12 protein-coding genes are annotated in these 12,072 nt (G+C 71.6%); 3 read left to right on the forward strand and 9 right to left on the reverse strand.

The window, feature by feature from the left end:
* Genes modA through DEI85_RS13600 form a run of 3 tightly spaced genes read right to left on the reverse strand, consistent with a single transcriptional unit; the run spans window position 1 to window position 2,332 of the window.
* The gene (gene modA, locus DEI85_RS13590; RefSeq protein ID WP_502868677.1) at window positions 1–804 is read right to left on the reverse strand and encodes a molybdate ABC transporter substrate-binding protein; all 804 of its coding nucleotides are present in this window, start codon (window positions 802–804) and stop codon (window positions 1–3) included.
* Window positions 801–1,217: a TOBE domain-containing protein gene (locus DEI85_RS13595; RefSeq protein ID WP_111122912.1), complete on the reverse strand. Its 417-nt coding sequence runs from the start codon at window positions 1,215–1,217 to the stop codon at window positions 801–803. The genes modA and DEI85_RS13595 overlap by 4 nt, the downstream gene beginning before the upstream one ends.
* A gap of 59 nt (window positions 1,218–1,276) precedes the next feature.
* Window positions 1,277–2,332: a ThiF family adenylyltransferase gene (locus DEI85_RS13600; RefSeq protein WP_181436282.1), complete on the reverse strand. Its 1,056-nt coding sequence runs from the start codon at window positions 2,330–2,332 to the stop codon at window positions 1,277–1,279.
* 95 nt (window positions 2,333–2,427) lie between these two features.
* On the opposite strand from DEI85_RS13600, the gene DEI85_RS13605 reads away from it, so the two are divergent.
* A complete protein-coding gene (locus DEI85_RS13605) occupies window positions 2,428–4,080 on the forward strand; it encodes a glycosyltransferase family 39 protein (RefSeq protein WP_111122910.1) in 1,653 nt (550 codons plus the stop codon).
* A 42-nt stretch (window positions 4,081–4,122) separates the two neighbouring features.
* Here DEI85_RS13605 and DEI85_RS13610 read toward each other — a convergent pair whose 3' ends face one another.
* From DEI85_RS13610 to DEI85_RS13630, 5 genes are all read right to left on the reverse strand, one after another.
* A complete protein-coding gene (locus tag DEI85_RS13610) occupies window positions 4,123–5,055 on the reverse strand; it encodes a 4-(cytidine 5'-diphospho)-2-C-methyl-D-erythritol kinase (RefSeq protein WP_111122909.1) in 933 nt (310 codons plus the stop codon).
* 9 nt (window positions 5,056–5,064) lie between these two features.
* Window positions 5,065–6,384, reverse strand: a complete 1,320-nt coding sequence (locus DEI85_RS13615; RefSeq protein WP_111122908.1) for an O-acetylhomoserine aminocarboxypropyltransferase/cysteine synthase family protein — start codon at window positions 6,382–6,384, stop codon at window positions 5,065–5,067.
* Window positions 6,384–7,424 carry an LLM class flavin-dependent oxidoreductase gene (locus DEI85_RS13620; protein WP_071406522.1) on the reverse strand — a complete coding sequence of 347 codons (1,041 nt, stop codon included), beginning with the start codon at window positions 7,422–7,424 and terminating at the stop codon, window positions 6,384–6,386. Before DEI85_RS13620 ends, DEI85_RS13615 begins: the two co-directional genes overlap by 1 nt.
* Window positions 7,425–7,510: 86 nt before the next feature.
* Window positions 7,511–8,509 (reverse strand): ATP-grasp domain-containing protein, encoded by a 999-nt coding sequence (locus DEI85_RS13625; RefSeq protein ID WP_111122907.1) that lies wholly within the window; start codon window positions 8,507–8,509, stop codon window positions 7,511–7,513.
* A gap of 105 nt (window positions 8,510–8,614) precedes the next feature.
* On the reverse strand, window positions 8,615–9,457 hold the full coding sequence (locus tag DEI85_RS13630; protein ID WP_110862408.1) for a helix-turn-helix transcriptional regulator: 843 nt from the start codon (window positions 9,455–9,457) through the stop codon (window positions 8,615–8,617).
* Window positions 9,458–9,558: 101 nt separating this feature from the next.
* On the opposite strand from DEI85_RS13630, the gene DEI85_RS13635 reads away from it, so the two are divergent.
* Together DEI85_RS13635 and DEI85_RS13640 are read left to right on the forward strand one after the other, a co-directional pair.
* On the forward strand, window positions 9,559–10,299 hold the full coding sequence (locus DEI85_RS13635; RefSeq protein ID WP_110862454.1) for an SDR family oxidoreductase: 741 nt from the start codon (window positions 9,559–9,561) through the stop codon (window positions 10,297–10,299).
* Between the two features lie 166 nt (window positions 10,300–10,465).
* Window positions 10,466–11,026, forward strand: coding sequence for a hypothetical protein (locus tag DEI85_RS13640; protein WP_146248960.1), 561 nt, complete (start codon window positions 10,466–10,468; stop codon window positions 11,024–11,026).
* A 193-nt stretch (window positions 11,027–11,219) separates the two neighbouring features.
* On the opposite strand, the gene rsmA is transcribed toward DEI85_RS13640, so the two are convergent.
* On the reverse strand, window positions 11,220–12,071 hold the full coding sequence (gene rsmA / locus DEI85_RS13645; protein ID WP_111122905.1) for a 16S rRNA (adenine(1518)-N(6)/adenine(1519)-N(6))-dimethyltransferase RsmA: 852 nt from the start codon (window positions 12,069–12,071) through the stop codon (window positions 11,220–11,222).
* Window position 12,072 lies beyond the last annotated feature (1 nt).

Below are 12,072 nucleotides of genomic sequence, written 5' to 3' on the forward strand. Positions count from 1 at the left end.
TCAGGGCTTCCCGAAGCCCGCGTCGGAGAGCACGCGCTGCCCGGCGGCGGAGCGGACGTACTCCGAGAACGCCTGCGCGAGCTCCGGGTCCCCGGATTCCCGGAGCACGCCGATCGGGTACGTGTTGACGGCCTTGCTCGACTCGTCGAACGGGACGCCGTCGACCTTGCCGCCGGCCCCTCGGACGTCCGTCACGTAGACGAGTCCGGCATCGGCCTGACCGGACTCGACCTTGCCGAGCACGTCGGTGACGGACTGCTCCTCGCTGACCGGCTCGAGATCGACGCCCGATGCGGACTCGACCTTCGCCGTCGCGGCACCGCACGGCACCGGGGCGGCGCACGTGACGAGCTGGATGCCCGGAGCCGTCAGGTCGTCGAGGCCACCGATGCCCCGCGGGTTGCCCGGGGCGACCGCGATCTCGAGCGTGTTCGTGGCGAACGCCCGCGGCGACCCGGTCACCAGGTCACCCGAGGTCAGCTTCGCCATGTTCGCCTGGTCCGCTGCGGCGAACACGTCGGCGGGGGCACCGTTCTGGATCTGGGTGACGAGGTCGCTGGAGCCGGCGAACGAGAACCGGATCGAGGCGCCGGGGTGCGCGGTCTCGTACTGCGTGCCCAGGGTCGTGAAGGTCTGCTGCAGGGACGCGGCGGCGAAGACGGTGATCGAACCGGTCGGCCCCTCGGTGTCGGAGCCCGCCGGGGTCGACGCCCCCGAGCCCGTGTCCGGAGCCGTGCACGCAGCGAGCCCGAGGGCGACGGTGGCGGCGAGGGCCAGCGCCGCGAACGGCCGGAGACGGATCACCGGGGGTCCTCCTGATGGGCGGCGGCCTCGACGGCGACCATCGTGGCCTTGACGGACGCCACCGCGACGGACCCGACCTCGAGCCCCAGGTCGCGGACGGCCTCGGCACTCATCAGGGACACCACGCGGTGCGGGCCGCACTGCAGCTCGACCTGCGCCATCACGGTGTCGACGACCAGGTCGGTGACGATCCCGACGAAGCGGTTGCGCGCCGAGCTCTTCACCGCGGACGCAGGGTCGGTCAGCTCCGAGCTGCGATCCCGTGCGTACGCGGCGACCTCGCGACCGTCGACCACGGCTCGCCCCGCGTCGTCCATGGCACGGGTGAAGGTGCCCCCGTCGACGAGCCGTCGAACGGTGTCGTCACTGATCCCGAGGAAGGCCGCAGCGTCCCGTACCCGCAGTTGCGTCATGATTCCCCGATCCTATCCGCGGATGCGGTGCCAGACCCGGTGAGGGTGAGTGGGCTGGGTCAGGACCGGTGCTCGATCGCCACGGGCAGCTCCTCGCGACGCCAGGCCTCGAAGCCGCCGTCGAGGACCGCCACGCGCCTCCCGGCCGGCTGCCGCGCCGCCCACGCGTCCGCACGGGGCCCGCGTGCGCAGTAGACGACGACCTCGTCCGCACCGGTGTCGTCGGTGACGGCACCGGCGACCACGCCGGCTGCGCGTTCCTCGTCGGTCCGGACGTCGACGACGACCAGCGGGTCCGACGGGTCCGCCACCCTGGCGGCCAGGGCGGACGGCGCGATGCGCGGCGTCGTGACGGCGGACGCGGGTGCCGGTCGACGCGAGGCGGGCCCGCGACGGACGGGGCTCTCGGTCCAGCGCCACCGGCGGGCGTCGACGGTCAGGACGCGTCCGAGCAGCGGGTCGCCCGTGCCGGTGACCAACGCGAAGACCTGTCCCGCCATGACCGCACCGACCGCGCCGCACAGTGCGGGGACGACGCCGTCGAGGGCGCACGAGCCCTCGTCGGGCAGGGCGTCGGGGTGCAGGTCGTGGAAGTCGACGCCGTCCGGCCCGGCGTCGCGGAAGACGCTGACCTGCCCGTCATGGCCGAGCACGGTGCCCCACACGAACGGCACGCCGGCCGCGGCACAGGCATCCGAAACGGCCCGGGTGACCACGACCGAGTCGGCGGCGTCGACCACGACGTCGTGTCCGGCGACCAGGTCCGGCGTGAACGACGCGACCACGGCGACCGCGTCGAGTTCGGGGTCGACCGCGACGGCTCGGGCGATCGCGACCCGTGCCTTCGGCGAGCCGACGTCGGCGGCCGTGAAGAGCGTCTGCCTGGCCAGGTTCGAGCCGTCGACCACGTCGGGGTCGACCACGGTGAGCCGACCGATCCCGGCGAGGTACGCGACCACCGGCGCCCCGAGCCCGCCGGCCCCGACGACGAGGATGCGCGATGTGGCCAGGCGTCGCAGCCCGGTGATCCCGACGTCGGCGAGCGCGGCGGTCCGCGAACCGAGCTGCGTCCGTCCCGGGGAGAGCGCGGCGGCGGGGGCGACGAGGGGTTCCATCCCGTCATTCTGGCCCGTCGCACCGAACTCCTGCATGTGAGAGTTCAGCGCCCGGACGCGGCGGATCCCCAGAGCAGATCGGTACGGTCGCGGGCGTGAGTTCCCCGCGTACCGGTACCGTCCCGGTCCGACGCACGACGTCGGACACGTCGGTGCGCGCGCGCTCGCTGGGGCTCGTCGCGGCCGCCGTCCGGGCCCTCGCACGGACCCCCGAGATCACCGTCGGTGCGCTCGGCGTCGTCGTCGCAGCGGCCTTCAGCTGGGTGCCGTCGGTCTGGTACGACGAGGCCGCGACCATCGCGAGCGCACAGCGGAGCTGGCCGGCGCTCTGGGCCGAACTGCAGAACGTCGACGCCGTCCACGGCCTGTACTACGCCGTGATGCACGTCTGGTTCACGCTCGTCGGGTACTCGCCGTTCACGCTGCGGTTCCCGAGTGCCCTCGCCATCGGGGTCTCCGCCGGGCTCGTCGTCGCCCTCGGCCGTCGTCTCGGCGGCGTGCGGCTCGGCGTCGTCTCCGGGATCGTGTTCCTGGTCCTGCCGCGCGTCGCGTGGGCCGGCACCGAGGGGCGACCGTACGCCACCGTCACGACCTTCGCCGTCGCGCTGACCCTCGTGGGGATCACCGCGGTCCGGCGCACCCGGATCCGGCACCACGCGACCCGGTGGTGGGTCGTCTACGGCCTGCTCGCCGTGGTCGCCGTGCTGTTCAACGTCTACCTGGCCCTGGCCGTCGTCGCGCACGGGGTCGTGCTCCTCTGGACGGCCGTCGCCGACCGTGCCGCACGGCGCGACGCCGTGCTCTCGCAGCGCAGCGGTCCGGTGGCTGCGCCGATGGTCGACCGCGCCGCGTTCGTGCGCTGGGGCGTCGCCGCCGTCGGGGCCGCGCTCGTGGTGTCGCCGTTCATCGTCCTCGCCGCCGGGCAGGCCAAGCAGGTCGGCTGGATCACCGGAGTCGGGTGGGCCACCCTGCGCCAGGTCGTCGCGACCGCCTGGTTCGGTGCCGTCTGGCCGTACGCGGTGCTCGGGTGGGTGCTGATGATCGTCGGCGTCGTGCTCGCCGTGCGTGCCGCCCGACGCCCTGCCCCGGCCGCCCGCGACCTGCTGCGACTGCAGGCCGTGCACGTCGCCGTGCCCCTGACGATCCTGCCCACCGCACTGCTCGTCGGTGCGACCGCGGCCGGGGAGCACCTGTACTCCCCGAAGTACGCCAGCCTGAGCCTGCCGTTCGTCGCGCTGCTCATCGGCTTGGCGATCACGGCGATCCGACCCCGGCGGTGGCTGGCGCTCGCGGTCGTCGGGATGCTGCTCGTGTCGGCACCGACGAGCACGATAGTCCGGCTGCCCCACGCCAAGCAGGACTCGCACTGGGCGAACGCGGCGGCCATCATCGAGCGCGAGCGGGACCGGCGCACCGACCGGAACGAGGGCGTCGTCTTCGGCAGCGTCTGGGAGCACCCGGGCACCACCGCGCAGGTCATCGCCGACTCCTACCCCGAAGCCTTCACCGGGATGCGCGACCTCGCCGTCGCCGAGACCGGTGCCGAACGCGGACAGCTCTGGAACGTCAACGGCGACGTCGCCACGACCGTGCCCGAGCGGATCTCCGGCATCGACACCGTGTGGTTCGTCGGCGGCAAGTCACGGAACATCCGCCCGCAGGTCACCGAGACCCTCGTGGCCGAGGGCTTCCACGTCGTGCGCTACTGGCACACCGGCACGGTCATCCTCTGGAAGTACAGCCGCTGACGCTTGCCGGCCAGCCGCCGACGGCTGCGCCGGGGCGTCGGGTCAGTGCACCACGCGTGCGCCGTGCACCGGGCCGGTGGCGCGGAGTGCGACGAGGCCGGCGGCGCTGAGCTCGACCTGCAGCTCGAGCGAGGCGTCACGGTCACCCACCAGGAACGCCACCGTCGGGCCGCTTCCGGACACCAGGCCGGCCAGGGCACCGGACTTCTCACCGAGTTCCAGCGTCGCTGCGAGCCGGGGCTGCAGCCGCATGGCCGGTGCCTGCAGGTCGTTGTGGACGCAGTCGGCGAGCAGGTCGGGGTCGCCCGCGCGCAGGGCCTGCAGCACGTTGGCCTCGACCACGGGGTGCGACGGCGCCGGGGAGATGTCGGCTCGGTACCGCTCCCGGTGCTCGTCGAGCGCACGGTAGACGGCGGGGGTGCTCAGCCCGTCGTCGCTCAGGGCGAGGACCCAGTGGAACTCACCCTTGGCCAGCGCCGGGCTCAGCTCGTCACCACGGCCGGTGCCCACTGCGGTGCCGCCGGCGAAGGCGAACGGCACGTCGGCGCCGAGCTGCGCGGCGAGCCGGAGCAGCTCTTCGCGACCGAGCGCGGTGCCCCAGAGCGTGTCGACGGCGAGCAGGGTCGCCGCGGCGTCCGCGGAGCCACCGCCCATGCCGCCGGCGACGGGCACCTGCTTGTCGATGGTCAGCCGCACCCCACCGCGGTGTCCGGCCGCATCGGCCACGAGCCGGGCAGCGCGGATGGCCAGGTTCGACTCGTCGACCGGCACGGTGCTCGTGTCGATCGGACCCGTGAAGGTGACCGAGAAGTCGTCGGCGGCCTCGGCGGTGACGTCCTCGTACAGGGACACCGCCTGGTACGCCGTGGCGACGTCGTGGTAGCCGTCGTCCTGCAGCGCCCCGACGGACAGGAACACGTTGATCTTGCCGGGGGCGCGCGTCCGCACGCGGGTCGGTGCGGCCAACGTGGTCATGCCCCCAACCTATCCCGCTGCGGCTGCCGTGAACCCCCGCGCCAGGTCCGCGGTGATGTCGTCGATGTGCTCGAGGCCGATCGACAGGCGGATGAGACCGTCCCCCACCCCGGCGGCCGCCCGCTCGGCAGCGGTCATCTGCACGTGGGTGGTCGATGCCGGGTGCACGACGAGGGAGCGGACGTCGCCGAGGTTCGAGACGTGGTCGAACAGCTCGAGCGCCGCCACGAACCGTCGACCCGCGGCGACCCCGCCGGCGAGGTCGAACGACAGCACCGCCGACGGCCCCTTCGGCACGTAGCGCTGCTGCAGGTGGTGCCACGGCGAGTCCGGCAGGCCGGCGTAGTGCACGTGCTCGACCTGGTCGTGTGCGTCGAGCCAGGTCGCCACGGTGGCGGCGTTCGACACGTGCCGGTCCATCCGGAGCGACAGCGTCTGGATGCCCTGCAGCACCAGGAACGCGTTGAACGGTGCGATCGCGGGCCCGAGGTCGGCGGACAGCTTCGAGCGGGTGCGCTGGATGAACGCCCGTCGCCCGAACTTCTCGGCGAAGTTCGTGTTCGCGAAGCCGGACTGCTCGGTCGTGGCCAGCTGCGGGTAGGCGTCGGCGTGGGCCGCCCAGTCGAAGTTCCCGCTGTCGACGATGAGCCCGGCGATGGCGCTGCCGTGTCCGGCCAGGTACTTCGTCGCGGAGTGCACGACGATGTCGGCGCCGTGCTCGATCGGGCGCACCAGGTACGGCGTCGCGATGGTGTTGTCGACGATGAGCGGCACACCGGCCCCGTGCGCGACCCCGGCCACTCCGGCGAAGTCCAGGACGTCCCCGCGGGGGTTCGGGATGGACTCGCCGAAGAACGCCTTCGTCTCCGGACGCACCGCCGCCGCCCACTCGGACAGGTCGGTCGGGTCCTGCACGAACGTGAAGGTGATGCCGAGGTCCCGCAGGGTCGACGCGAACAACGTGTAGGTCGCGCCGTAGAGCGAGGCGCTCGACACCACGTGGTCACCGGCGCGTGCGACACCGAGCACGGCCAGCGACGTCGCCGCCTGCCCGGAGGCCAACGCCAGCGCACCGATCCCGCCCTCGAGGTCGGCGATCCGGCGTTCGAGGGCTGCCGCCGACGGGTTGTTCACCCGCGTGTAGGTGTGGCCGGGGGCGTCGAGCATGAAGCGCGCGGCGGCGTCCTCGCCCGACGGGTAGACGTACGCGGCGCTCTGTGCGATCGGCGGCACGTTCGCGCCCCAGCCCGGGTCGGCCTTGAAGCCGGCGCGGATCTGGCGGGTCTCGAACGCCCAGCCGTCCTCCGCGTTGGTCGGCGCGGCCCCCATCAGGACTGCGCCCCGACCGACTGTCGGACGAGCGGGATGACCTGCTCGCCGAACCGGTCCATCTCCTCGAGCTGCGGCGAGAACTGCAGCAGGAGCGTGTCGACGCCGGCGTCCTCGAACTCCCGGATGCGGTCCGCCACCTGCGACGGCGTCCCCACGAAACCGGGGCGCAGGCCGCGGTTCGACACCGAGTAGTCCTCGAGCGAGGGCACGTGCTCGAGCTGCGACTTCGAGATGAAGTCCTGGTACGACTCGTACGCCTTGCCGTGCTGCACGTCGGTGATCCGGGCGAGCTCGGCCTGCGCTTCTTCCTCGGTCTCCCGCACGATGACGTACGCGGCCATGCCGAACGCCTCGAACGGCGGCAGGCCGGCGTCGACGCGACGCTGCTTCATCTCGTCGATCTTCGCGCGGAGCTCCTCGACCGTGCCGCCGTGCGTGACGTAGGCGTCGGCGTACCCGGTGATCGCTGCCTTGCCGGCCTCGCTCTCCCCACCGGCGTAGATGCGCGGCGTCACGCGGGGCTTCGGCTCGAGGTGCGCGTTCTCGATGTCGTAGTACTCGCCCGAGAACGAGTACGGGGTCTCGCGCCACAGGCCCTTCATGACCTCGACGAACTCCGCGGTGCGCTTGTACCGGTCGTCGTGCTCCGAGAAGATCCCGCCGTACTGCTTCGCCTCTTCAGCCCACCAGGCGCTCACGACGTTGAAGGTGAACCGGCCGCACGAGATGTCGTCGATCGTCGCCGCCTGCTTCGCCGTCACCGCGGGCAGGTGGTACCCGGGACGCATCGCCGCCATGATCTCCAGGCGCTCGGTCGTCGCCGCGATGGCCGCCGCGAGCGACCACGCCTCGAGCGAGGGCGCCGCCGTGCCCTTGATGTCGTTGAGGTTGAGCTCCGGCACGAGCGTCAGGTCGAAGCCGATCCGCTCGGCGCGCTGCGCCAGGCGCTTCACGTAGTCGAAGGTGACCGGCATGTTCTCGTTGTCGACGTTGCGCAGCCAGCCGCCGAAGAGCGGGGTCCAGTATCCGAATCGCACGTTGGTTCCTTGGGGGTGTGGGAAAGGCGGACGGGAGGCCCGTGGCGGGCCCGCCACGGGCCTCCTGTCCGGTGGTTCTTGCGTTCTCAGGCCGTGAGCTGCGCCGCGTACTGCGTCTCCAGCAGACCACCGAGGTACTTCGCGATGGAGCGCGGGCCGGAGGCCGGCGCGGACTCCTCGACCGCGGGGTTGTAGTTCGTGTTCGTGTTGATGTCGTAGACGACGGTGCGGCCGTCCGTCGTCTCCATGAACTCGACGCCCGCGATGGTGATGCGCTGGTCGGCGAGGAACGTGCGGAGCTGCTGGACCAGCGGGTGCTCGGCGGTGATCTCGGTCCGGACGGCGAACGCCGGGGGCGCGCCGACGGTCTCGGTGCCGGGGACGTCGCAGACGGCACCCGCGATGACCTGGGGCACCTCGCACGCGCCGGCGGGGCAGAGCTCGAAGCTGCCGGCGCTGGTGTCGACGCGGACGGCGTACACGAACTCGCCACCGACGAACTCGACGCGGGTGATGAAGGGCTCGCGGGCCGTCAGGTACTCCTGCAGCAGGGTGATGCCGTCGACCGGAGCCTCGAACTCGGGGCTGTCGACGTAGGCGTCGAACTCGGCGAGCGAGTCGAACCGCCGGACGCCCAGGCCCTTGCCGCCCTGGTTGTGCTTCGTGATGAAGGGGACGTCCTGCCCGTCGGTGAAGGTGCGGGCGGCGTCCTTGAGCGTCGTCGTGCCGAACACGGCGGTGGTGCGCGGCACGTCGAACCCGGCCTGCTGCAGGAGACCGTGCTGGGCGACCTTCGACACCTCGAGCTCGAGCACGTGGCTGCCGCCGACCACCTGGCGGCCGGCACGCTCGAGCCAGCCGAGGACCGCGCGGGTGTACTCCTTGCTGTGCTCGTGGCCACGGGTGTGGGAGCTCGCGGACATGCGGCTCCAGTAGACGCCGGGTGCCGGCTCGGTCGCGAGGTCGATCTGCCCCTCGGTCAGCAGGATCTCCTCGACCGGGACGCCCTCGGCCTCGAAGGCGGCGGCGAGCGGGGGGAACCACTCGGGGTTCTCGTGGATGACGTACACGCGCGGAGTGCTCACGCCCCCACCCTAGGCACGGTATACCGCACGCGGCCAAGTGTGTGACGTGGCGTTGCTTCTCGGGGCGCTGTTCGCACGGTGCCCTGTTCGCTCGGTGCGAGGTCGTCAGCCGGCGAAGGTCTGCTGTCCGACGACGCCGAGGAGCTCGAGCTTCTGCGCGTCCTCCGATCCTGGAGGCGCGGTGAACAGCAGCAGTGCCTGCGCCTGGTCGTCGGTGTGCAACACCTGGCAGTCGACGGTGATGCGCCCGAGCTCCGGCTGCACGATCGTCTTGTTGTCCGACCAGCGTGTGGCCACCTCGTGCTTGGCCCAGAGGTCGCAGAACTCGGGGCTGCGCGCCTGCAACTCGGCGATGAGTTCGGTCGCCCGGCGGTCTCCCGGGCCCGCGAGCCCGACGGTCGCCCGGAGCGACGCGACCACCACCCGCCCCAGCCGCTCGTGCTGCTCGGGTGCGTACTTCGCGAGCTCCTCACCCGTCACGAACCACCGCCACGCCTGGTACCGCCGGTTGCCCGGCAGGTCGACCGAGCTGCTGAGGAGCGCCGCCGCGAGCCGGTTCTCGACCAGGGTCTCGCCCAGGTGGCTGACGACGATCGCCGGGGTGTCCTCGAGCCGGTCGAGCACCCGCAGGATCGCCGGGTCGACGTGGTCGGCGCGGTGCATGCGGGTCGGGGCGTTCTGCCCAGCCAGGTGGAACAGGTGGTCGCGCTCGTCGAGGCTGCAGCGCAGAGCCCGGGCGATCGCGGCGATCATCTGCTCGGACGGCTGCGGTCCGCGCTGCTGCTCGAGTCGCGTGTAGTAGTCGACGGACATGCCGGCGAGGGCAGCGACCTCTTCACGGCGGAGCCCCGGGGTCCGGCGTCGTGGCCCCTGCCCGAGGCCGACGTCCTCGGGGCGCAGCAGCTCGCGGCGACGGCGGAGGAAGTCGGCGAGCGCGGCACGGTCCATGGGTAGATCATCGTCCGCTTCCTGCCCGGGTGCCAGGGATCGCCGATCCCCCGATGACCGCGCTCTGGTTGCGACCCTGTCCACGGAGCATCGTGGTGGTCATGGACATCACGAACTCCACCGTCTTCATCCCCGGCGCGACCTCGGGCATCGGTCTCGCCCTCGCCCAGCGTCTGCAGGCCGCCGGCAGCACCGTCGTCATCGGCGGGCGCCGCCAGGCGCTCCTCGACTCCCTCGCCGCCGAGCACGGCTTCGGCACCGTGCAGATCGACGTCAGCGATGCTGACTCGATCGCGTCGGCCGCTTCCACCGTGCTCGAGGCGTACCCCTCGCTGAACACCCTGATCACCATGTCCGGGATCATGCGGAACGAGGACCTGCGCTCCTCCGACCACATGGACGACGCGATCGAGACCATCCAGACGAACCTGGTCGGCACGATCCGGCTCATCGACGCGTTCCTGCCGCACCTGCTCGAGCAGCCCGCCGCGACGCTGATGACCGTCACCTCAGGCCTCGCGTTCGTCCCGCTGACCGCGACGCCGACCTACAACGCCACGAAGGCCGGGGTGCACTCGTACACCCAGGCCCTCCGTCAGCAGCTCGTCGGTTCGTCCGTCGAGGTGCTCGAGCTCGCTCCCCCGGCGGTGTCGACCGACCTGATGGGCGGTGCCGACTTCGGCGGGATGCCGCTCGACGCCTTCGCCGACGAGGTCATGGCGCTCATCGAGTCCGGCGCTGCCCCGGAGATCCTGGTGCAGAACGTGCACCCGCTGCGCTTCGCCGAGCGGAACGGCAACCACCAGCAGATCCTCGAGATGATGGCGTCCCGCGAGCACTGAGACAGGCGACGGCCGGCGTTCGCACGGTGCGAGGTTCCGTGTTCGGTGCGAGGCACCCCGGCTCGCAGGGACCACGGAACCTCGGCAGGCGCTCCTTGTCGACCACCCCGAATGCCGGATCGACCGTCACGAAGCCGTCGACCTCCCAGTTCGCCGCTGTTGCGACGTGCACGGCACCCGAGACGGTCAGTCCGAACTGCTCCATGAGGTGCGGGACCTCGTCGCTGACAGCATCGATCCCGACCCAGTGCATTTGAGTCGACCGCAGCAATTCCCTCCACGCAGCGACGTGGCGACCAGCGGCTTCCGCACCCATCCCGTGAGCAGCCTGCAGCACCTCGAACTCCGTGTAGGCGCTGTACAGGATCTCCGTGCCGACCAGGTCGAGGTGATCGAGGAACGTGACCACCTCGGCATCCTGACGCTCGCATCGGCGCAGGGCGCTCCGGACGAAACTGGAGTCGACGAGGACGACGTCCGGCCGGGCGGCGCAGTCGTTGAACTCGAGGACCCGGTGCTCGTCGAACTGATGCGGCTCGAGTCGATCGAACACGGTCAGAGTCGACTGTGGAACGCCGCGGTCGGCTCGACCCAGAAGTCCGGATCGATCAACTCGGACGCTCGCCGCCGGCGCTCGCGACGTTCTTCGAACGTGCCCTCCGGTCGCGGGGTGCCGGCGAAGAGGGCTCGACGTTCCGCCGCAGTGGAGATGCTCGTTGCTCGCTGATGGTCGAGGTCAGCTCGCCGAAGCGCTCGAGGACGTCCCTCTGCGGCCTGCGCCTCGGTCGGGACACGGTGGAGCGGGCGGGGTGATTCGGCTGGTCGCACGGTGCCTCCTTGGTCGATGGAGTCAACCGTAGGAGCGCCGAGCGGACGCAACCGAACATTCCGTATTTCGCTGCCTGTCCGTTGGCCAGATGTCACTCGGCAGCAGCGAGGACCGTCCGCCCGAGCCGCACGAAGTCGTCGACACCGATCGCCTCGCCCCGAGCGGTCGGGTCGATGCCCGCCGCTGCCAGGACCTCGGACGCGTGCGCACTGCCGCCGAGCACCCCGGACAGGCTCTGCCGCAGCATCTTGCGGCGCTGCTGGAACGCCGCGTCGACCAGGACGAACACCTGCGACCGCAGGGCCTCGTCGCCCGGGGGCTCGTGCCGGTCGAATGCCACCAGGACACTGTCGACGTTCGGCACCGGCCAGAAGACCTGGCGGCTGACCAACCCGGCGGTGCTCCACGACCCGTACCAGGCGGCCTTGACGCTCGGCGACCCGTAGACCTTGCTGCCGGGGCCGGCGGCGAGCCGGTACCCGACCTCGGCCTGCACCATCACGAGCGACCGCTCGATCGACGGGAAGGTCGCGAGCAGGTGCAGCAGCACGGGCACGGAGATGTTGTAGGGCAGGTTCGCGACGAGGTGCGTCGGCTCGATGTCGAGGTCCGTGGCGGCGACGGTCATGGCGTCCTGCTGCACGACCGTCAGCGACGCTTCCGGCTGCATCGACGACACCGTCGACGGGAGCTTGGCGGCCAGGCGCTTGTCGATCTCGACGGCGGTGACGGGGGCGCCGGTCTCGGTGAGGCCGAGCGTCAACGACCCGAGCCCCGGACCGATCTCGAGCACCTGAGCCGACGGGGTCACACCGGCGACCGACACGATCCGCCGCACGGTGTTGGCGTCGTGCACGAAGTTCTGGCCGAGCTTCTTCGTCGGGGTGACGTCGAGTTCGGCCGCGAGCTCCCGGATCTCCGCCGGGCCGAGCAGTGCGCCCACG

The organism is Curtobacterium sp. MCBD17_026 (assembly GCF_003234895.2).
Lineage (GTDB): Bacteria > Actinomycetota > Actinomycetes > Actinomycetales > Microbacteriaceae > Curtobacterium > Curtobacterium flaccumfaciens.